The organism is Streptomyces spongiicola, assembly GCF_003122365.1.
GTDB lineage: Bacteria > Actinomycetota > Actinomycetes > Streptomycetales > Streptomycetaceae > Streptomyces > Streptomyces spongiicola.
The window spans coordinates 4,583,983-4,606,022 of sequence record NZ_CP029254.1; the positions used below are offsets into that span (position 1 = coordinate 4,583,983).

At 73.8% G+C, this 22,040-nt stretch carries 11 protein-coding genes and 1 CRISPR repeat array (1 of these 12 running past the window's edge); of the genes, 5 read left to right on the forward strand and 6 right to left on the reverse strand.

Annotated features, from left to right (window positions below; translation table 11 throughout):
- Positions 1-636: 636 nt before the first annotated feature.
- From DDQ41_RS20245 to glgX, 5 genes are all read right to left on the reverse strand, one after another.
- Complete coding sequence (locus DDQ41_RS20245; protein WP_109295751.1) at positions 637-1,854, reverse strand: YVTN family beta-propeller repeat protein; 1,218 nt, start codon at positions 1,852-1,854, stop codon at positions 637-639.
- Between the two features lie 378 nt (positions 1,855-2,232).
- Positions 2,233-3,762, reverse strand: a complete 1,530-nt coding sequence (locus DDQ41_RS20250; RefSeq protein ID WP_109295752.1) for a hypothetical protein — start codon at positions 3,760-3,762, stop codon at positions 2,233-2,235.
- A 129-nt stretch (positions 3,763-3,891) separates the two neighbouring features.
- Positions 3,892-6,126 (reverse strand): ABC transporter ATP-binding protein, encoded by a 2,235-nt coding sequence (locus DDQ41_RS20255; protein ID WP_262508515.1) that lies wholly within the window; start codon positions 6,124-6,126, stop codon positions 3,892-3,894.
- Positions 6,123-8,021, reverse strand: coding sequence for an ABC transporter ATP-binding protein (locus DDQ41_RS20265; RefSeq protein ID WP_109295753.1), 1,899 nt, complete (start codon positions 8,019-8,021; stop codon positions 6,123-6,125). The genes DDQ41_RS20255 and DDQ41_RS20265 overlap by 4 nt, the downstream gene beginning before the upstream one ends.
- Before the next feature lie 537 nt (positions 8,022-8,558).
- Positions 8,559-10,784 carry a glycogen debranching protein GlgX gene (gene glgX, locus DDQ41_RS20270; protein ID WP_394342189.1) on the reverse strand — a complete coding sequence of 742 codons (2,226 nt, stop codon included), beginning with the start codon at positions 10,782-10,784 and terminating at the stop codon, positions 8,559-8,561.
- A 594-nt stretch (positions 10,785-11,378) separates the two neighbouring features.
- Between glgX and DDQ41_RS20275 the strand changes: the two genes are divergently transcribed.
- The 4 genes from DDQ41_RS20275 to DDQ41_RS20290 all read left to right on the forward strand — a co-directional run bounded on the left by DDQ41_RS20275 (position 11,379) and on the right by DDQ41_RS20290 (position 15,925).
- Complete coding sequence (locus tag DDQ41_RS20275; protein WP_109295755.1) at positions 11,379-12,626, forward strand: L,D-transpeptidase; 1,248 nt, start codon at positions 11,379-11,381, stop codon at positions 12,624-12,626.
- Between the two features lie 174 nt (positions 12,627-12,800).
- Positions 12,801-14,045 carry a L,D-transpeptidase gene (locus tag DDQ41_RS20280; RefSeq protein ID WP_109295756.1) on the forward strand — a complete coding sequence of 415 codons (1,245 nt, stop codon included), beginning with the start codon at positions 12,801-12,803 and terminating at the stop codon, positions 14,043-14,045.
- A gap of 327 nt (positions 14,046-14,372) precedes the next feature.
- Positions 14,373-15,140 carry an enoyl-CoA hydratase/isomerase family protein gene (locus DDQ41_RS20285; RefSeq protein WP_109295757.1) on the forward strand — a complete coding sequence of 256 codons (768 nt, stop codon included), beginning with the start codon at positions 14,373-14,375 and terminating at the stop codon, positions 15,138-15,140.
- A gap of 260 nt (positions 15,141-15,400) precedes the next feature.
- Positions 15,401-15,925, forward strand: coding sequence for an ATP-binding protein (locus tag DDQ41_RS20290; RefSeq protein WP_174720367.1), 525 nt, complete (start codon positions 15,401-15,403; stop codon positions 15,923-15,925).
- Positions 15,926-16,729: 804 nt separating this feature from the next.
- On the opposite strand, the gene DDQ41_RS20295 is transcribed toward DDQ41_RS20290, so the two are convergent.
- A complete protein-coding gene (locus DDQ41_RS20295; protein ID WP_109295759.1) occupies positions 16,730-17,368 on the reverse strand; it encodes a GNAT family protein in 639 nt (212 codons plus the stop codon).
- Between the two features lie 156 nt (positions 17,369-17,524).
- On the opposite strand from DDQ41_RS20295, the gene DDQ41_RS20300 reads away from it, so the two are divergent.
- Entirely contained in the window at positions 17,525-17,740 is a 216-nt protein-coding gene (locus DDQ41_RS20300; protein WP_109295760.1) for an EF-hand domain-containing protein, read from the forward strand.
- A gap of 122 nt (positions 17,741-17,862) precedes the next feature.
- A CRISPR array of direct repeats spans positions 17,863-22,040; the repeat unit is 29 nt; unit sequence GGGACCATCCCCGCGGGTGCGGGGAGCAG (it continues 671 nt past the right edge of the window).

The following is a 22,040-nucleotide window of genomic DNA, read 5'->3' on the forward strand; positions in this document are numbered from 1 at the left end:
AGGAGTGAACAGTTTCTGTCAGGGTCGCGTCAAAAGAATGGCCGGATCGTGTTCGCTGAGTGAGAGGTCATGTTCGTTGAGAGGACGTTTCGCCTGGCGTCCCGCGGGTGCCGTCCCGCGGCCGTGGCGGGCCTGGCTCGGCGGCGTCGGCGGGGATGCGGACTGAAGACATCCGCTACGGGATCCCGGAGGGCAGATGCTACGCGCCGCCCGCCCGGCCGACGCCCCGGCATGGCGCGTTCCGGCCGTGCGGCCGCCCCGCGGGGCCCCGCTGTCCGCCGCGAGCCGTCGAACCGTACGGCTGCCTCCGGTCGCGCCGGGTGCGGTGAACGGCTTTGCCGAGGGCCCTGGGGAATGTCTGAAAAGGCGTCAGCCATATGGCGGCGGGGACAGCTCTCGGACGGGAGCCGAGCCTGTCGGAGGCAACCCGGTACGAGCCGCGCGGACCCCGACCCTCGGACCCCGACCCTGACCTCTGACCTCCGAACCCGAACCCCGAAACCCCGAAACCCCGAATCCCGCACCCACAACCGCACCTGACCCGTGCGACCCGCCGCGGGGCCGCCTCCCCGGGGCAAGGAGGGCGAGGGCGGGGTGAGGGCTGGGGCGAGGACCTGTCGCACCGTCACGGCCCGCCTACGGAGTCGGACCGTCCTGGCGAGGACATGCACCCGCCTCGCCGCCGAGTGAGGTCCGCCGCGCACCCCACCCCGGCTTCCGGCCCTCCGCGGGGGTGATCGCCACCCCGGTCGGCCCGGCGCCGACGCCGACGGTGGCGACGACCCGGTTGCGGCGGGTGTCGATCACGGAGACATCGTCGTCCGCGAAGTCGGTGACGTACGCCCGCGAGCCGTCCGGGGTGACGGCGATCCCGTTGGGCCGTTCGCCGACGGGCACGGTGGCGACCACCTCGTCCCGGCAGGTGTCGATCACCGAGACGTCGTCGCCGGCCGTGTTGGCGACGTACACGCGACGGCCGTCGGGGAGCACGGCCACCCCGGCCGGTCCCGCGCCAGCCTCGACGGTGGCGACCACCGCGTCCCGGCGGGTGCTGACGACCGACACATCGCCGGAGGTGAGGTTGGAGACGTACACCCGCGAGCCGTCCGGGGCGACCGCCAGGGCGGTCGGTCCCCGCCCGACGGGAACGGTGCCGAGGATCCGGTTGCGGTTGCGGCCGGTGCCGATCACCCACACCTCGTCGGAGCCGGCGCTCGCGACGTAGAGGCGCGAACCGTCGGGGAGGAACGCGAGACCCAGAGGGGCGTCGCCGACGTCGAGGGTGGCGACGACCCGGTTGCGGCGGGCGTCGATGACGGAGACGTCGTCGGACGCGACGTTCGCGACATAGACGCGGTGGCCGTCGGGGGAGACCGCGACCCTGCTCGGTTCGTCGCCGACGGGCACGGTGGCGACGACCTCGCCACGGCGGGCGTCGATCACCGACACCGTGTCCGCACCCGAATCGGTGACGTAGACCCGCGAGCCGTCCGGGGCGACCGCGGTGCTGTCCGGCCCGTCCCCGACGGCCACGGTGCCGACGACCCGGTTCGTGCGGGTGTCCACGATGGACACCGAGTCCGAGTGGAGTTCGGCCACATAGGCGAGGGTCCGGGACCGCGGTCCGCCCGGGACGGAGCGCGCGGCCGGCACGGAGCGCGCGGCCGTCATCGAGGGAGCGGTCAGCGCGGAGGGCCCGGCCGTCGTCGAGGGAGCGGTCGACGCGGAGGGTCGGGCCGCGAAGGGCGGTGCGGCGGTCGTCCCGGGTGCCACGTGAGCAGCGCCCGACCGGACGGGCATCAGCAGGGCCGCCAGCACCGCGGACACCAGCGTGCGTGACACGGGACCGGGCATGGGAACCTCCCGAGAGACATGAGTGACGCCCCGTCATGGGAGCAGGTGCCGGTGTCGGAACCGAGACCCGGGCCGAGGCCTGAATTCAGAGCCAGAGCCAGAGCCGGAGCCGGAGCCGGAGCCGGAGTCGGAACCGGAGCCGGAGCCGCCCGAGCGTGCGCCTCAGCCGCCCGGGCCCGGGCCCGGGCCGGTACCGAGCCGGAAGGCGGCGCAGGCCGCCGTGCCCCGACCCCCGAAGCTAGGCCCTCGCCGCCCGGCCGGCAGACGGGGCGCGCGCTCGGCCGCGGGAAATCGCCTGACGGGCGGACGCACGGACGGGTGGCCCCGCGGACGCGCCCCGTCGTGGGCGCCGGGGGCGGTCACGGAACGGCTCCGGGTTCACGGGGCCGCGGTGCCTTCCGTGGCGCCCAGCTCGCGGATGATGCGGATCAGGTTGGCCGGGGCGGCCGCGAGGCGGACCGGCCGGCCCGCGTCGTCGAGTTCGGCGATGTGCCAGCCTCTGGGGACGGTGTCGCCGTCGCCGCCCCGGACGCGCCGCACGTCCTGGACGGTGAGCCGCTCGACCGGGATCCGTTTCGCCGCGAACCGGCCCGGGCCGGGGTGGGGCGTCACCGCCGGCGGTCCGTCTCCGAGGACGATGTGGGTGCCGAAGCCGTTCGGGTTGTAGTCGGTGTGCTCCAGGAAGCAGGCGGCCAGAAACACCGGGCCGGAGAACCCCCGGGCCGCTTCGGCTGCCTCGGCCTGCCCGGGCGTACGGACGCGGGTGGCGCGCCAGGCGCCGGTGAGGAGCCCCAGGGTGACGAGCGAACCCGCGGCCGCCCAGGTGATCGCCACGGGAGGGGCGAGCGGGGCCGAGGGGTGGAGGTAGCAGAGCGGCAGCAGCCACAGGGCCGTACCGGCGAGTGCACCTGTGAAGGGATGGGCCGAGGGAAGGACCTCGTCGTCGGGCAGCCGGCGCCCGCGCAGGCGCAGCAGCACCCGGGCGCCGGGATAGCCGGCGGCGAGGGCGCACGCGGCCGCGGCGACGGCCACGTCTCCGGCACCGGTGAAGTGCTCCCGCCACACGTGGTGTTCTCCGACGACCTCCCTCACCTCACCGCGCCAGAGGATCAGTTCGACGCTGTCGCCGGGCCGGAACCCCTGGACGCCTTCTCGCGAGATCGCGAGCCGCTCCGACGGCGTGCCGTCGGCGAAGTACAGCCGGCTGGGTCCCCTCACCCTGCCCACCTCGGTCCGCGCGATCACGGCCGGCAGGGTGGTCAGGCAATCGCCGCGCCCCGCAGTGCCGGCGGTGCACGGGACGGCCGAACTCCAGGCCGCCTTCTGCGATTCGGCGACCGGCACGAACCACGCGGTCAGGCCCGCGCCCGCGAGCAGCAGCGCGCACAGGACCAGCCACCCGGCCAAGCCGCGCCCGGCGGCCCGGTACGAGACGACCGGGACGTGGCGTGACTCCGGGTCTCCGTAACGGCGGTGCACCGCGCGGAGCGCGTCCAGCTGCGCGTCGAAGTGCGTGCGGTGGTGCACGGCACGGTCCCACGGCAGCGGCAGGCGCCGCCTGTGTCCGTCGCGCAGCACCACGCTGACGCGACGGACGTCGCGGTGTCTGCTGTTCTGCATGTACACGTGCAGGTCGGCGACATCGTGCCAGGGCAGGCTCCGGCGGCGCAGCAGCGTCCGGGAGTGCAGGCCGCGCGCGTCGGCGCTCACCCGGGCGGTGGCCGGGTAGAGGTACGCGAACCCGACCGACGCGACGAACAGGCCCCCGTGCGCCCAGGGGTCCAGGAGGTTGCCCCGGCACACCAGCCGCACCGCGGCCAGGATCGCCCCGGCCGCCCCGAGCCCGAGGACGAACCGCAGGCCGCGGCTCGGATGGGGGCGGCAGACCACTTCCCGGATGTCGGTCATACGCGGGATCGTGCCATCGGCCGGGCCGCACCGGCTTGTGCGGTGTGCGGCAGTTCTCCCGCCCGCAGGCTGCCGACCTGACACGACGTGCGCACGGCCGGCGACTTCGCGGACTCCGCTCCCCCGCCGTCAGACCAGGCTCTCCCGCCACGCCCGGTGCAGCCCCGCGAAGCGGCCCGCGCCGTCCACGAGGGCGGCGGGTCTGCCGTCCTCGACGATGCGGCCGCCTTCCATCACCAGGACCCGGTCGGCGATCTCCACCGTCGACAGCCGGTGCGCGATGACGATCGCCGTACGCCCCCGCAGCACCGTGTCCATGGCCCGCTGCACCGCGCGCTCGCCGGGGATGTCCAGTGAGCTGGTGGCCTCGTCCAGGATCAGCACCGCCGGGTCCGCCAGCAGCGCCCGGGCGAACGCGACGAGCTGGCGCTGCCCCGCCGAGATCCTCCCCCCGCGCTTGCGCACGTCGGTGTCGTAGCCCTCCGGCAGGCCGCAGACGAAATCGTGCGCCCCGATGGCCTTCGCGGCCTGCTCGATCTCGGCGCGCGTCGCCTCCGGCCGGCCGATGGCGATGTTCTCGGCGACCGTGCCGGAGAACAGGAAGGCCTCCTGGGTCACCATCACCACCCCGCGCCGCAGCTCGGGCACCGGCAGATCGCGCAGATCGGTCCCGTCGAGCAGCACCCGCCCGTCCGTGGGGTCGTAGAACCGGGCCAGCAGCTTGGCCAGCGTGGACTTGCCCGCCCCGGTCGAGCCGACGACGGCGACGGTCTGCCCGGCGGGGATGGTGAGGCGGAAGCGGGGCAGTACCTCTCCGCCGGTGCGGTAGGCGAAGCGCACGTCCTCGAAGACCACCTCCCGGCCCGGACCGGTGGCTCCGGCGCGCTCCGGCAGCGCCGCGGGCCGGACCGGCTCCGGAACGGACGGCGTCTGGGCGAGCAGCCCCGCGATCTTGCGCAGTGACGCGGCCGCCGACTCGTACGAGTTGAGGAACATGCCGAGCCGGTCGATCGGGTCGTACAGCCGCCGCAGATAGAGCACCGAGGCCGCGAGCACACCCAGCGCGAGCGTCCCCTCGGTCACCCGGTACGCGCCCCACAGCACGATGCCCGCGACCGCGGTGTTGCCCACCAGCCGGGATCCCACGACATAGCGGGCCATCTCCAGCATCGCGTCTCCGTTGCTGCGGGCGTGCCTGTCGTTCAGGGCGCGGAAGTGCTCGTCGTTCGCCCGCTCGCGCCGGAAGGCGCGCACCGGCCGGATGCCGTTCATGGTCTCCGCGAACTTCACGATGACGGATGCGATGGCGGTGGACCGCGTGGAGAACACCGCCGCCGCGCGCCGCCGGTACAGCTGCACCAGCAGAAACAGCGGGACGAAGCTGAGCGCGGCGAGGCCGCCGATTCCGGGGTCCAGCCACAGCAGCATCGCCGAGATGTAGACGAAGGACATGGCCACGGCGAGGAGCTCCTGCATTCCCTCGCTGAGGAGTTCGCTCAGCGACTCGACGTCGGTGGTGGAGCGGGAGATGAGCCGGCCCGAGGTGTAGCGCTCGTGGAAGTCCAGACTCAGCGCCTGGGCATGCCGGAAGATCCGGCCGCGCAGGTCGAGCAGGGCGTCCTGGTTGACCCGGGCCGACGCGCGGATGAAGGCGTACTGGAACGCGCCCGAACCGAGAGCGCACACCGCGTACCCGGCACCGATCACGACCAGGGGCCCGCGGTCGCCGTCGCGCAGCGCGGGCACGCCGCGGTCGATGGCGAACGCGACGAGCAGCGGACCGGCCTGGGCCGCGGCCTGCTGGAGCAGCAGCAGGACCGCGGCGACGACCACCCGGCCGCGGAGGGGGGCCAGCAGCGAACGCAGCAGGGCACCGGTGGCGCCGTCGGGTGCGGGCAGGGCGTCCCGGTCGAAGGCGTCGCCACCCGTGCCTGTGCCCGTTTCGTCTGGTTCTGTTTCATCTGGGTCCGTCGCGTCCGGTCGGGTCGCGTCCGGGCCCGTGCCGTGCGTACGGTCCGTCCCGGCCGGTTCCGGTTTCGGTGACGCACCGTCAGGTCCGCTCCCGTCCGTCCCGGTCGAGCCGGGGCCGGTCGCGTGCCGTGTTGCCGTTCCACCCGTGCCCGCGCCCGCGCCCGCGCCCGTGCCCGCGCCCGTGCCCGTGCCCGCGCCCGCGCCCGTGCCCGCGCCCGTGCCCGCGTCCGTACTCGTGCCCGTGCCCGCGTCCGTACCCGTGCCCGTGCCCGTGCCCGCGTCCGTACCCGTGCCCGAACCGTCCGGGCCGGCGGCCTCGGGGGCCTTCGGCACGGCATCGGCCGAGGCGTCCCCGCCGTCCGGCTGCGGCGTCGTGGCCGTCGATGACGTCATCGATCTCGCTCCTCGGCATGAGCGCCCGACATCAGCCAGGCGTACTCGGCGCTGTCCCGCAGCAGTTCGTGGTGGGTGCCGACGGCCGCGACCCGGCCGCCGGACAGCAGCGCCACCCGGTCGGCGAGCAGCACCGTGGACGGCCGGTGCGCCACCACCAGGGCGGTGGTGTCCCGGAGGACCCGGCGCAGCGCGGCCTCCACAAGGGCCTCCGTCTGCACGTCGAGCGCCGAGAGCGGGTCGTCGAGCACGAGGAAGCGCGGCTCCCCGACCACGGCGCGGGCGAGGGCGAGCCGCTGCCGCTGGCCGCCGGAGAGGCTGAGGCCCTGCTCACCGACCTGGGTGGCGCATCCCCGCGGGAGGGTGTCGACGAACCGCGCCTGGGCCACGTCCAGCGCCCGCCGCACCTCCTCGTCACCGGCGTGCTCGGCGCCCATCCGCACGTTCTCCCCGACGCTCGCCGAGAAGAGCGTCGGCTCCTCGAACGCCACCGACACCAGGGTGCGCAGCTCCTCGCGCGGCATGGCGGCGATGTCCCGCCCGTCCAGCGTGATGCGCCCCGCGGTCACCTCGTACAGCCGCGGTACGAGCGCGGTCAGCGTCGTCTTTCCGCTGCCCGTGCCGCCGACGAGAGCCATGGTCTCGCCCGACCTGATGTGCAGGTCGACATCCTTCAGCACCGGTTCGGTGTCCTCGGACGCGTCGGGGTAGCGGAAGCGGACCCCCTCGAACCGGAGGCCGCCCCCCGCGCCGTTCTCCGCCGGCCCCGGCTCCTTCGCGGGTGTGGCGGGCGGTATCGGCCGTTGTCCGGGTGAGGTGGCTGCGCCCCCGGGCTCGTCCCCGTGGCTCTTCCCGTCCCCGGGCGCCTTCCCGTCCCCGGTCCCCTGCTTCCCCTCCCGTTCCACCTCCGCGTCCAGGACGTCGAAGTAGCGGTCCGTGGCGGTCGCCGCCTCCTGGCTCATCGCGAGCAGGAAGCCCATCGCGTCCACCGGCCAGCGCAGCGCGAGCGCCGTGGAGAGGAAGGCGACGAGCGTGCCGGCCGACAGGGCGCCGTCCGCGACCTGGATCGTGCCGAGCACCAGGGCGGCGCCGATGGCCAGCTCGGGGACGGTCATGATGACGCCGAAGATCCCCGCCAGCAGCCGGGCCTTGACCAGTTCGGTCCCCCGAAGCCGCTCGGACAGTGCACGGAAGGCAGCCGCCTGGCTGCGGTGGCGCCCGAAACCCTTGATGACGCGGATGCCGAGGACGCTCTCCTCGACGACGGTGGTCAGGTCTCCCACCTGGTCCTGCGCCGTCCGCGCCTGGGACGAGTAGCGCACCTCGAACCGGGCGATGACGAACACCAGTGGCGCGACCGGGGCCAGCAGCACCAGGCCGAGCGTCCACTGCTGGGCCAGCAGGATGCCCGCGCCGACGATGATCGTCACCCCGTTGACGAGCAGGAACGTCAGCGGGAACGCCAGGAACAGCCGTACCAGCATCAGATCAGTCGTCCCGCGCGACAGCAGCTGCCCCGACGCCCACCGGTCGTGGAAGGCCACGGGAAGCCGCTGGAGATGCCGGAAGAGATCCCCTCGCATCGCCGCCTCCACCCTGGCCAGCGGACGGGCCACCAGCCAGCGCCGGAAGCCGAACAGCACCGCCTCCGCGACACCGAGCAGCAGCAGGTACAGGGCCCCCAGCCACACCCCGCCCACGTCCCGGTCGGCGACCGGACCGTCCACCATCCACTTCAGGACCAGGGGGATGACCAGGCTCAGGCAGGAGGCGACGATCGCGACGGCCGCCGCCGTGAACAGCCGGGCCCTGACCGGGCGTACGTACGGCCAGAGCCTCAGCAGGGAGCGGACGGCGGACCGGTCGGTCCGGGCGGCTTCAACTGTGGTGGACATCAGGAGCGAGCCTACGGTTCACCACTGACACAGCCCACCGGGTTTTTCCCGCCGTACTGTCCGGCCACGGTCCGGCCGTCGACCGGCGGTCCTACCGCCCTGGGCCCTCGGGACCGGTAGGCACGCATGCCGAGGTGTCGCGTATTCGCCGCTGACTTGGCCGGAAGAACACCCTGTGTGCCTGTCGCCCTATCGGGTCCGGTGCGTGCCCGTTCATCGCTCCGGCTCCTGGTGGGTGTTGGGCCGTGGGAAGCGGTGGAGGATCAGGATCAGGTACGGGGTGGTGAGCCCGCCGGCCGCGCTGCACCGCACCGCGCCGCCCGTTCCGCGCCCGGCCGCCCTGCCCTCCCGCGTCACCCCGCCCGCCCTCTGCCGCCCTCTGCCGCCCTGTGCCGGTCTGTGTCGGTCTGTGCTGCCCCCTGCTGCCCCTACGCAGGAACGGGCCCGGTGCCGCGGCTGTCGGGCGGGCACGGCCGCGGCACCGGAGCAGCGCGGTCAGCACGGCAGGGACGCCCGACGGCGAACCGCGAACGGATCTCAGCCCCCGTCGCGCTCCCGCACCCGCAGCAGCAGCACCGAACGCGCGGGCACCGCCATCCGCTCCCCGCCCCGGTACACCGTCCCCGGCGCCGCCGACTGCTCCTCCAGCGAGGTGTCCACGACCAGTTCGTACTCCTCCGCCCACGGCGGACCCGGCAGCCGGAAGGCCGTCGGCCGGCCCGCCGCGTGCAGGATCGTCAGGAAGCTGTCGTCGGTGACCTGCGCGCCCCGGGCGTCCCGGCCCGGGATGTCCCGGCCCGACAGGAACAGCGCCAGTGTGGAGGAGGGGGAGTACCAGTCCTGCTCGGTCATCTCCGCGCCATGTGCGGTGAACCAGGCCAGGTCGCGCAGCCCGTCCGCGGTCTGCGGCCGGCCGGAGAAGAACGCCCGGCGCCGCAGCACCGGGTGCGCGCCGCGCAGCGCCAGCAGCCGGGAGGTGAGGGCCAGCAGCCCGCCCGGCCCCGGCTGGTCCGGGAGCGACCAGTCGAGCCAGCCGGTCTCGTTGTCCTGGCAGTAGGCGTTGTTGTTGCCGCCCTGCGTACGGCCCATCTCGTCGCCGGCCACCAGCATCGGCACGCCGGTGGACAGCAGCAGGGTGGTGAGCAGGTTGCGGACCTGCCGCCACCGCAGGGCGTTGACCTCGGGGTCGTCGGTCTCGCCCTCAGCGCCGCAGTTCCAGGCGCGGTTGTCGTCGGTGCCGTCCCGGTTGCCCTCGCCGTTCGCCTCGTTGTGCTTGCGCTCGTAGCTGACCAAGTCGCGCAGGGTGAAGCCGTCGTGGGCGGTGACGAAGTTGACCGACGCGTACGGGCGCCGGCCGCCCCAGGCGTAGAGGTCGCTGGAGCCGGACACCCGGTAGCCCAGGTCCCGCAGATCGGGCAGCGCGCCGCGCCAGAAGTCCCGCACGGCGTCCCGGTAGCGGTCGTTCCACTCCGTCCACAGCGGGGGGAACGCGCCCACCTGGTATCCGCCGTTGCCGACGTCCCACGGTTCGGCGATCAGCTTCACCCGGCGCAGTACCGGGTCCTGGGCGATCACGGCGAGGAAGGGGGACAGCATGTCGACGTCGTGCATCGACCGGGCGAGCGCCGCCGCCAGGTCGAAGCGGAAGCCGTCGACGCCCATCTCCGTGACCCAGTAGCGCAGCGAGTCGGTGATGAGCCGCAGCACCTGCGGCTGGACCACGTGCAGTGTGTTGCCGCAGCCGGTGTAGTCGGCGTAGCGACGCGCCTCGCCGGTGCGGAGGCGGTAGTAGCCGCGGTTGTCGACGCCCTTCAGACTCAGCGTCGGCCCCAGCTCCCCGGCCTCCGCGGTGTGGTTGTAGACCACGTCGAGGACGACCTCGATGCCCGCCTCGTGCAGGGCGCGCACCATCCGCCTGAACTCGCCGACCTGCTGCCCCGCGGTCCCGGACGCGCTGTAGCCGGCGTGCGGCGCGAAGTAGCCGATCGAGTTGTAGCCCCAGTAGTTCCGCAGGCCCCGCCGCAGCAGGTGGTCCTCGTGCGCGAACTGGTGGACCGGGAGCAGTTCGACCGCCGTCACCCCGAGCCGTACGAGGTGGCCGATCGCCGCCGGGTGCGCGAGGCCCGCGTAGGTGCCGCGCAGCTCCGGGGGGACGCCGGGGTGCAGCCGGGTGAAGCCGCGCACGTGCAGTTCGTAGATGACGGAGTCGGCCCAGGGGGTCTTGGGCCGCCGGTCGTCCGCCCACTCGTCGTCCGGGGCGTCGTCGTGGACGACCACGCCCTTGGGGACGTACGGGGCCGAGTCCCGGTCGTCGCGCACGGTGTCCGCGACGTGCTGCTGCGGCCAGTCGCGGACGTGCCCGTACACCTCGGGCGGCAGCGCGTACTCACCGTCCACCGCCCGGGCGTACGGGTCGAGCAGCAGCTTCGCCGGGTTCCAGCGGGCACCGGTCCACGGGTCCCAGCGGCCGTGCACACGGAAGCCGTAGCGCTGCCCGGGCCCGACGCCGGGCACGAAGCCGTGCCAGATCTCGTGGGTCAGCTCGGTCAGCGGCAGCCTGGACTCCGCGCCCGACTCGTCGAAGAGGCAGAGTTCCACGGCCTCGGCGCCCCCCGCCCACAGGGCGAAGTTGGTGCCCGCGGCCCCGTCGGGACCGACCCGGTACCGGGCGCCCAGCGGTGTCGGGGCCCCCGGCCACACCCGGGGGCCTGAGCCGCCCGCCCTGCCCGGCGGCCGCCCGTGCGGGGCCGGATGCGGTCCCACGGCGGGAAGAGGCCGCTCCCCTTCCCGTACCGCCTCCTGATCGGCTGCGCTCGACACCTGCCGGCCTCCCGCGGCTCGTCGGGCCCGCGCGGCTCCCGGCCACGGCGTCCCGGCCGTGGCTCCCCGCGTGTGGTCCTCCCACCATCTCTGCCCTACGCCGTGGCGCTCCCAACATGCGCCGCCCGCGGCACGGCCCGCTTCCTGTGTGCCCGCGCCCTGCGCTGGGACGCCCGTGGTACGGCCCACCCGTGGTGCGGCCTGCCTGTCGTGCGGCCTGCCTGTCGTGCGGCCTGCCTGTCGTGCGGCCTGCCTGTCGTACGGCCTGCCTGTCGTACGGCCTGCCTGTCGTACGGCCTGCCCGTGGTACGGCCCACCCGCCGTGCGGCCTGACCGTCGTACGGCCCGCCTCCCGCATCGCCCGCCCGCGGCACTGCCCGCTCCCCGCATCGCCCACTCGCCGTGCGGCCCGCCTCCCGCATCGCCCGCTCGCCGTATGGCCTGCTCCCCGCATGCCCAGTGCCGACGTTTCCCCGGGAGGGTGGCCGTCGTTGGGCGGGACGTGCTGTGTCTCTGCGACCCCACGAGGTGGACTCTGTGAGCAACGCGGTGAGGCGGACGAGGGCCACGCTGGCCGTCGCCGCGCTGTGGACGGTACTGCTCTCCGGCGCGGCCGGCTGCACCGGCGGAGCCGGGAGCACCGGTGGCGGTCCGGCCGCCGAGGGCGACAAACCCCGGGCGCCCGGCGACACCATCCGGATCACTCCGGCGGACGGGGCGGGGGCCGTGCCGGCGGACGGCAGGCTCGAAGTGGCACTGGCGGGTGGGCGGCTGGAGCGGGTCAAGGTCACCCGGATCGAGGACGCCCAGCCCGCCGAGGTCCCGGGCGCCATCTCCCCGAACGGGCTGACCTGGCGGCCGAAGCCGGGCACCCGGCTCGCGCTGGCGGCCAAGTACAGCGTCGAAGCGGTGGCGCTGGACGCCCGCGGCCGCCGGTCGGCGCGGCACACGACCTTCACCACCGTCGTCCCCGACCACCGGTTCATCGGTTACTTCACCCCGGAGAACCGCTCCACGGTGGGCGTCGGGATGATCGTCTCGTTCGACTTCAACCGCGGTATCAGGAACCGCGCCGCGGTCGAGCGGGCCATCCGCGTCACCTCCGTCCCGCCGGTGGAGGTCGTGGGCCACTGGTTCGACGCGGAACGGCTCGACTTCCGCCCGCGCGAGTACTGGAAGCCGGGCACCACGGTGACCGTCGACATGGCCCTGCGCGACGTCGAGGGGGCGTCCGGGGTGTACGGCGTCCAGCGCAAGACCGTCCGCTTCACCGTCGGCCGGTCCCAGATCTCCCTGGTCGACGCCCGTGAGCGGACGATGGAGGTACGCCGCGACGGCAAGGTGCTGACGACGCTGCCGGTCACCACGGGCGGCAGGAAGACCCGGACGTACAACGGCAGGATGGTCGTCAGCGAGATGCACGACGTCACCCGCATGAACGGTGCCACGGTCGGCTTCACCGACGACGACGGCAAGAGCGAGTACGACATCAAGGACGTGCCGCACGCGATGCGGCTCACCACGTCGGGCACCTTCCTGCACGGCAACTACTGGGCCGACCCGGCGGTCTTCGGCATGCGGAACGTCAGCCACGGCTGCATCGGGCTGCGCGACGAGAAGGGCGGCAGCCAGGACTCCCCGGCGGGCTGGTTCTTCGACCGGACGCTCGTCGGCGACGTGGTGGAGGTGGTCAACTCCCCGGACCGGGTGGTCGACCCGTGGAACGGGTTGAGCGGCTGGAACATGGGCTGGGAGGCGTGGAAGGCCGGCTCCGCGCTGCGCTGAGCGCCCTCCCGCATGGGCGGCGCCCCCGCCGGGCAGATTTGCGACTGAACGGTGACATCGGCGGGAAGCCGCAGCGACCCCCGGTGTGATTGTCTGGCGCAGTGCGCGCCGTTCGAGCGCGCGGGGGGTGCGGGCCCCGGCGGGACCGGGCCGTGCGAGGGGAGACAGCTCATCGTGAACGGGCAGCCGATATCGGGGGCATCGGTCAGGACGGGCCGGCGACGCGGGCGCACCGCGCTGCCGGCCCTCGCCATGGGTGCGCTGCTGCTGGTCTCCGCCTGCGGCGGCGGCTCCGAGCGCCCGGCCGGCGGCGGAGCCGAGAAGGCAGAGGACGCCGCCAAGGTCGTCTCGGCGGCGTCACAGGCGGTCGTGACGGTCTCGCCCGAGGACGGGGCGAAGGCCGTCGCCACCAGCGGCGCGCTGAAGGTGTCGGCCGGCAGGGGCCGGCTGACCGAGGTCGCCGTCAAGGACGACAGGGGCAACGCGGTCGAGGGGAGGATCGCGGCCGGCGGCGCGAGCTGGGAGCCGCTCCAGCACCTCGCGTCGGCCACCAGGTACCAGGTGCACGCCGTGGCCGAGGACACCGAGGGCCGCGAGTCCGCGAAGGACACGACCTTCACCACGCTCGTCCCCGAGAACACCTTCATCGGCCACTACACCCCCGAGAACGGCTCCACGGTCGGCGTCGGCATGCCCGTCTCCATCAACTTCACCCGGGGCATCACCGACCCGGAGGCCGTCGAGAGGGCCATCAAGGTCACCGCCGAGCCGTCGGTGCCGATAGAGGGGCACTGGTTCGGCAACGACCGCCTGGACTTCCGGCCCGAGAAGTACTGGGCCGCGGGCACCAGGGTGACGGTCCGGCTCAACCTCGACGGTGTCGAGGGCCGCCCCGGCGTGTACGGCAAGCAGGCCAAGACGGTCTCCTTCACCATCGGCCGCAGCCAGGTCTCCACGGTCGACGCCAGGGCCCACACCATGAAGGTGGTGCGGGACGGCAGACTCCTCAAGACCATCCCGATCACCGCGGGCGCCCCGTCGACCACGACGTACAACGGCCAGATGGTGATCAGCGAGAAGTACGAGGTGACGCGGATGAACGGCGCCACCGTGGGCTTCAGCGGCGAGTACGACATCAAGGACGTGCCGCACGCGATGCGCCTGTCGACGTCCGGCACCTTCATACACGGCAACTACTGGGCCTCCCGCGGCACCTTCGGCTCGGCGAACGTCAGCCACGGCTGCGTCGGTCTGCGGGATGTGCGCGGCGCCCACGACAGCGGTACACCGGCCGCGTGGATGTACGACAACTCGATCATCGGCGACGTGGTGGTCGTGAAGAACTCCAAGGACAAGCAGATCGCCCCCGACAACGGCCTGAACGGCTGGAACATGTCCTGGGCGGAGTGGACCGGGTAGTCCCGGGACGGCACGGACGAGGGGCCCGGGGCGCTCGTCCGTCCCGGAGTCCGGGCGGCGTCGGGCTCCCGCTTCCCCTTCCCCTTCCCCTTTCCCTTTCGCTTTCCCTTCCCCTTCACCGGTGTCCGCGGCCTCCGTGACACCCCTGCGACCCGGGCGGCATCGGGCTCCTGCTGCCGGCTCCTGCGCCCCGGGCGGGATGGCCGGGTGCCGCTGCCGGCTCCCGCTGCCGGCTCCTGCTTCCCCGGGTGTCCGCGGCCCTCGTGACACCCCTGCGACCCGGACCGTACCGGTTCCCACGGGGTGAACGGGCGCTAACCTCCCCGTATGACAGTCACTCTCGAAGTCTCCGAAGGCGTCGGCACCATCCGGCTGGACCGCCCCCCGATGAACGCCCTGGACATCGCGACCCAGGACCGGCTGCGCGAGCTGGCCGCCGAGGCCACCGGCCGGGACGACGTGCGCGCCGTGGTCCTCTACGGCGGGGAGAAGGTGTTCGCGGCCGGAGCGGACATCAAGGAGATGCAGGTGATGGACCATCCCGCGATGGTGAAGCGGTCGAAGGCCCTGCAGGACTCCTTCACCGCCGTCGCCCGCATCCCCAAGCCCGTGGTCGCGGCCGTGACCGGCTACGCCCTGGGCGGCGGCTGCGAGCTGGCGCTGTGCGCCGACTACCGGATCGCGGCGGACAACGCCAGGCTGGGTCAGCCGGAGATCCTGCTGGGCCTGATTCCGGGCGCCGGCGGCACCCAGCGGCTGGCCCGGCTGGTGGGCCCGTCCAGGGCCAAGGACCTCATCTTCACCGGCCGCCATGTGAAGGCCGACGAGGCGCTGGCGATCGGACTGGTCGACCGCGTCGTACCGGCCGCCGAGGTCCACGGGCAGGCGCACGCCTGGGCCGCGAAGCTGGCCCAGGGACCGGCGCTCGCGCTGCGGGCGGCCAAGGAGTCGGTCGACGCCGGACTCGAGACCGACATCGACACCGGACTCGCGATCGAGCGGAACTGGTTCGCCGGGCTGTTCGCGACCGAGGACCGCGAGCGGGGCATGCGGAGCTTCGTCGAGGAGGGCCCGGGGAAGGCGAAGTTCCTCTGAACCGGCCCCGGAGCGGCGGGGATTGGACGCGGATGCCTGCCTCGTCAACATGGCGCCCTGGGTGATCGAACCCTGACGGAGCCTCTGGACGCCCTCGTCCGGCGCTCTTGGCGATCATGCGTAAGCGCTGCGTCATCGCAGGTCGGTCGGGGTGTAGGGCCTCCGATTGCCGGGGGCATATGTCAAATCGGAGGCTCCGGGCACCGCTCCCCGGGGTGCCGATTCCCCCGGAACGGTCACGGGAGGGCCGCTGGGCGGCCATGATGGGGGGCATGGCGGGGCTGGAAGGTATGGAGCAACCGCGGGCGCGCGGCAGCGCGACCGCCGCGCGGTGGGCGCCGGCCGTCGACGGCCGGCGGGCGCTCGAGGCGCTCGAGGCGGTCGAGTTGTTCGGTGATCCGTCCGAGGGGGAGGTCGAACTCCCCTCGCGTCCCGAATCCGCCGCCGTCGCGCGCCGGCTGACGCAGAGTGTGGTGCTCCGGCAGTGGGCGCTCTCGCCGCAGACCGCCGAGCACGCGGTCCTGCTGGTCTCCGAGCTGGTGGGAAACGCCGTACGGCACACCGGGGCGCGGGTGTTCGGGCTCAGGATGGTCCGCAGGCGCGGCTGGATCCGCGTCGAGGTGCGCGACCCCTCGCGGGGGCTGCCCTGCCTCATGCCGGTCCGCGAACTCGACATCAGCGGCCGGGGTCTCTTCCTGGTCGACAAGCTGTCCGACCGGTGGGGCGTCGATCTGCTGCCGCGCGGCAAGACCACCTGGTTCGAGATGCGGACGGACGACCGCTGAGACCGGGCCCTCACCAGCGCACCCCGGGGCGGGCGCGGCCCCGAAGGCCCGAGAGCGCGCGAAGTGGCGCCCGGAGCGGGCGGAACTCGGCCATCCGGAGCGGGCGGAGCACGACCACCCGGCGTGTGCGAGAGGCGGTCCTGGAGTACGCGAGGCGTGGCCGGCGGCGTCGTGAAGCGGCGGCGGAGGGTGTCACGGAGCGGCGGCGTAGGAGGGTGTCGCGGAGCGGCGGCCGGGAGCGGACGAAAGCCCCCTCCGGCGCCGCGGCGGATTCTCGGCGGCGCCGGAAGGGGCTTTCGCGTGTGCGGGTGCGGACGGGGTGGGGTGTATCCGCGCTGCCGCTCTTCTTGACGACCTGGCCCGGGTCGGTGGGGGTCGCGCGACCGACTATGGCAGACATTCGACCTTTCATCAATGGTGCATTTCGGTTGTATATATACCCAAGCCGACAATGTGATATTGAATCAAAGGTAAATTCGGCTATCTATCTGGCAAGCGATGAGTAAAAGAGAGCTGACTGGCTGAATCTTCGGATCGGAGGTCTCCCGGGGTGCGTCGGACGACGGCCGTCGGCCGCGCGTCTCGCTACTTCTCGTCGGCATCGCACCCGCCGCGCGGACACACGGGCCGCCCGCTGAGCCGGCACGGTGCCCGCCGCCCGGGCGTCCACCGGTGCCCGCCCGGCCGCCCCCGGTCGGGACGGCTACCCGGAGGGGGTCAGAGCCGCGGCCGGCATCCCCCGCACGCAACTCGGGGCCCGCCGCAGGTCGACGGTCCCGCCGCAGGTCGCCGGTCCCGGCACGGCTACCCGGCCACGAGCAGGGCCTCCGAGCCGACCGGCCGGTACCCCGCCCGCTGGAACGTCCGCACGCTGCGGGCGTTACCGGGCGACTGCTGGGCCCAGACATGCGTGCCCGGCACCAGATGACGGGCCGCGACGGCGAGCCGCACCCCCAGTCCGGCGCCGCGCGCCTCCGGGTCCACCTCGATCGCGGCCTCCCACCGCCCGGCCACTCCCCGGCCCAGCACCAGCACGCCGCCGTCCGCGGCCCACACCCGTACCTCGTCGCGGAACTTCAGCGCCCGCGTCACCCGGGGATGGTCCGGGTCGGCGATCTCCCTCAGCTCCAACCCGGGTTCTCCGGCCCGGGCGGCGGCGACCGTGAGCAGGTCGACGGTGTTCACCGACCGGCCGGTCCTCGCCGTCAGCGCGCCCAGGAAACCGGGGCTCATGCTCGCGGAGAGCGGATCGCTCGCCGCCGCGGCCAGGGCCTTCCGCACCCACGCCGGGTCCTCGTCCGTGAACACCACCGAATGGGCGGTGAAGGCCAGCACCCCCGCGTCCCGCGGGCTGGGCTGCGGCACCACCGTCGTACCACCGTCCGGCGGCGGGAACTCGTCCCGTGCCGCCGCCTCCAGTATCCGTGCCACCGCGTCGCTCATACACCCATCCTCCCCGACGCCCCGCGCACGCCCGAAGACCCCCGTCCGCGCCGTCCGCGCCGTCGGCCCCGTCGACCCCCGCGGCCCCCGCCGGCCGGACCGCCCCTCCGCCGATAACCTGGCCGGCGTCAGTAATGCACCGAGAAGGGGTGGGCTGTGGCGGACATCGAGTCGGCACGCAAGGCTTTCGATCGATTCGACCTGAACGGCGACGGGCTGATCTCGGCCGCCGAGTACAAGAGCGCCATGGCGCAGCTGGGCGACTTCCACGTGACCGAGACGGTCGCGGAGGCGGTCATCAAGTCCAAGGACGCCAACGGCGACGGCCTGCTGACCTTCGACGAGTTCTGGGGCGCGCTGCACCAGGACTGACAGCGAGGCGCCCCATGCGCCCGGCGCGCCCTTCGGCGCGCGGGGCGCGTCGGCGCCCGGGCATGTCGGCCCCGCGGGTGCGGGGAGCAGTTGCCGTTGGAGGAGCCCTTCTGGGATCCGCCGGGACCATCCCCGCGGGTGCGGGGAGCAGGGAAACGGCGCCCTCCACATCACCAGCACCCTGGGACCATCCCCGCGGGTGCGGGGAGCAGTCCCGGCGGAGCCCCCCGGCGACACCGCCCCCGGACCATCCCCGCGGGTGCGGGGAGCAGAACAGGCCCATCGGGCCCCCCTCTCGTGGTGGGGGACCATCCCCGCGGGTGCGGGGAGCAGGACGATCGCGCACGGGCCGTGTTCGACGACCAGGGACCATCCCCGCGGGTGCGGGGAGCAGCCGTCGGAGTCGTACGAGCTGGAGTCCTCAATGGGACCATCCCCGCGGGTGCGGGGAGCAGATGAAGACCGCTCTCGTCACCGGCTCGGCCGGGGGACCATCCCCGCGGGTGCGGGGAGCAGTTGACGTTTCTGATCACCCCACACGCCTTGGTGGGACCATCCCCGCGGGTGCGGGGAGCAGCACTGGCACAAGGAAGTGTCGGACGCGGAGGCGGGACCATCCCCGCGGGTGCGGGGAGCAGCCAGCGTGGACGGTAACGCACGATTTTACGGCGGGACCATCCCCGCGGGTGCGGGGAGCAGCTGTCCACGGTCACCGGAGCGACCTCCCCGCTGGGACCATCCCCGCGGGTGCGGGGAGCAGTGGTCATCGACCACTGCCACACCACCGGCAAGGGGGACCATCCCCGCGGGTGCGGGGAGCAGAGCACGCGGGACGGCGACGTGAGCCGATAGGGGGGACCATCCCCGCGGGTGCGGGGAGCAGAACCTCTACGTGGAGAAATTTGCCACGGACACGGGACCATCCCCGCGGGTGCGGGGAGCAGGGCACCGAGTAGACCTTGCCCCGGTACGGCAGGGGACCATCCCCGCGGGTGCGGGGAGCAGACCCACGAGAAGTTCCGCCTCTCCTCGCTCGTGGGACCATCCCCGCGGGTGCGGGGAGCAGACGTTCTCCGGTTCGGACGTGGCCACGATCGCGGGACCATCCCCGCGGGTGCGGGGAGCAGCGGTTACCCCTTGAGGTGTCGTGGGTGTAGTGGGGACCATCCCCGCGGGTGCGGGGAGCAGACGTTGACCAGGCGGGCGCTCCCGGACGGCCCGGGACCATCCCCGCGGGTGCGGGGAGCAGCCGATGTTCTGGTAGACGCCCTTGATGGCGAGGGGACCATCCCCGCGGGTGCGGGGAGCAGCAGCACCAGGTCACGGCCCGCGTACAGCAGCCGGGACCATCCCCGCGGGTGCGGGGAGCAGCTCGGCTCTCTCGGCCCCGCCCGGCGGCGGCAGGGACCATCCCCGCGGGTGCGGGGAGCAGGCCGCGGCCGCCGCGGTGTTCCCGGTGCGGAGGGGACCATCCCCGCGGGTGCGGGGAGCAGCCGAACTGGCCGCGGAAGAGGCCGATGAACTGGGGACCATCCCCGCGGGTGCGGGGAGCAGGACAGGCGCGGCCGGGTGAACTTCCACACCTCGGGACCATCCCCGCGGGTGCGGGGAGCAGCTCCCAGAGGTTCTTGATCGTCACCCGGACGCGGGACCATCCCCGCGGGTGCGGGGAGCAGGGTGACCAGGCGTGTGGGTCGCCCGGTCGGTGGGGACCATCCCCGCGGGTGCGGGGAGCAGCCTCCCTGGCCCCCCACTCCGGCATCCGTGCCGGGACCATCCCCGCGGGTGCGGGGAGCAGGCGCACACGCTGGGCACGGCCATGGCATTTCAGGGACCATCCCCGCGGGTGCGGGGAGCAGAACGTCACCGGAGGGGGCCGGTACGTCAACCGGGGACCATCCCCGCGGGTGCGGGGAGCAGAGCAGCGGCTACCGGCCGGTCCCGGGACGGCGGGGACCATCCCCGCGGGTGCGGGGAGCAGGGCCAGGCCCATGCGCGGGCGCCGTCGAGTCCGGGACCATCCCCGCGGGTGCGGGGAGCAGGCAGCGTTTGTGGCGGCGCTCTCCTCGGCGACGGGACCATCCCCGCGGGTGCGGGGAGCAGCTGGACGAGACCAAGCGGCGGGGGCCGTACTGGGGACCATCCCCGCGGGTGCGGGGAGCAGCGGTCCGCGTTGAACGTCCTGCGCGGGGGACCATCCCCGCGGGTGCGGGGAGCAGTTGCCCGCGCCCTGCCCGATCAGGCGGACCTCGGGACCATCCCCGCGGGTGCGGGGAGCAGACGGAGGGTGTTTACCCGGTCATCGCTCAGTAGGGACCATCCCCGCGGGTGCGGGGAGCAGTGCACAGGAAGGCCCGGACCGCGACGTTGCCGGGGACCATCCCCGCGGGTGCGGGGAGCAGATGGCCCGGTTCGTCGGGAAGACGATCAGGCCGGGACCATCCCCGCGGGTGCGGGGAGCAGGTCGGCCCGGACGCCCTGACGATCCCTCTCCAGGGACCATCCCCGCGGGTGCGGGGAGCAGCCACCCATGGCGTGGGCGTCGAGTAGGCATCGGGGACCATCCCCGCGGGTGCGGGGAGCAGCCGCGCGGGCCGGGGCGGGCCGGGCCCGCTGGGGACCATCCCCGCGGGTGCGGGGAGCAGAGCCGGAGGATGTCGCGCGCCTCGGGGGTGACGGGACCATCCCCGCGGGTGCGGGGAGCAGGGCGGTCCACTTCCCGCCCTCTCCGGCCGGGAAGGACCATCCCCGCGGGTGCGGGGAGCAGCAGCTGGACACGGCCGTTGAAGATCCGCCGCTGGGACCATCCCCGCGGGTGCGGGGAGCAGTCGTGCTCCCTCAGTGCAAGTGAGTGCGACCCGGGACCATCCCCGCGGGTGCGGGGAGCAGCGCCGGCCTCCGGCCGGCCCGCGCTCCGGCGCGGGACCATCCCCGTGGGTGCGGGGAGCAGGACGGGGCGGGCAGCAGCGCGTACCTGCTGACGGGACCATCCCCGCGGGTGCGGGGAGCAGTGATCTCCCCAACTCGGGTCCGCTGTACGGAAGGGACCATCCCCGCGGGTGCGGGGAGCAGCCGAGGATCACGGCCTGTACACCTTCTGGACGCGGACCATCCCCGCGGGTGCGGGGAGCAGGGCGGCCAGCTGACCGCGCCGACCCTGCCGAAGGGACCATCCCCGCGGGTGCGGGGAGCAGGGCAGGAACTTGCGCACGTCGGGATTCACCCGGGGACCATCCCCGCGGGTGCGGGGAGCAGTCGAGCATCGACGTGCCCGAGCCGGTGCATAGGGGACCATCCCCGCGGGTGCGGGGAGCAGTCGGACGCCCACAGGGGCAGCGGGCCGACGTAGGGACCATCCCCGCGGGTGCGGGGAGCAGGTCGTGCGGTACAGGAACAGGTGCGAGCACTGGGGACCATCCCCGCGGGTGCGGGGAGCAGTTCGCGCGGTCGGCGTTGAACGTCCTGCGGGGGGGACCATCCCCGCGGGTGCGGGGAGCAGGGCGAGAAGCTGATCCATGGGGTTACTCCACTGGGACCATCCCCGCGGGTGCGGGGAGCAGGTCGATGGCACCACCGCGGGAGTGCTCCGGCTGGGACCATCCCCGCGGGTGCGGGGAGCAGGACGCCGCGGCCGGCGCGGGTGACCGGGTGGCGGGACCATCCCCGCGGGTGCGGGGAGCAGGGGGACCAACTTCCCCGCGGACATCTCGATGGGACCATCCCCGCGGGTGCGGGGAGCAGATGGCGCGCGGCTCCGCGTAGGACGACAGGTAGGGACCATCCCCGCGGGTGCGGGGAGCAGCCGCTCCATCACCGTGGTGTGGTTCAGCCCGAGGGACCATCCCCGCGGGTGCGGGGAGCAGGTGCGCTGCGCGCTGAGGGACCACCGCCCGCCGGGACCATCCCCGCGGGTGCGGGGAGCAGGAAACCCGCAAACTGCCGGGAACCCCGCCCGTGGGACCATCCCCGCGGGTGCGGGGAGCAGAAGGTCTCCCGGCCGGTCGCGAACTTGGGCAAGGGACCATCCCCGCGGGTGCGGGGAGCAGTAGGGCTGCGTTTCGACCGGGGCCGGACCCGTGGGACCATCCCCGCGGGTGCGGGGAGCAGGTGTAGCTCCATCGGTCCGACGCCACCAGCTGGGGACCATCCCCGCGGGTGCGGGGAGCAGGTTGGCTCTCTCGGCCCCGCCCGGCGGCGGCAGGGACCATCCCCGCGGGTGCGGGGAGCAGGAAACCCGCAAACTGCCGGCGGTCCCGCCCGTGGGACCATCCCCGCGGGTGCGGGGAGCAGCGAGGGCCTG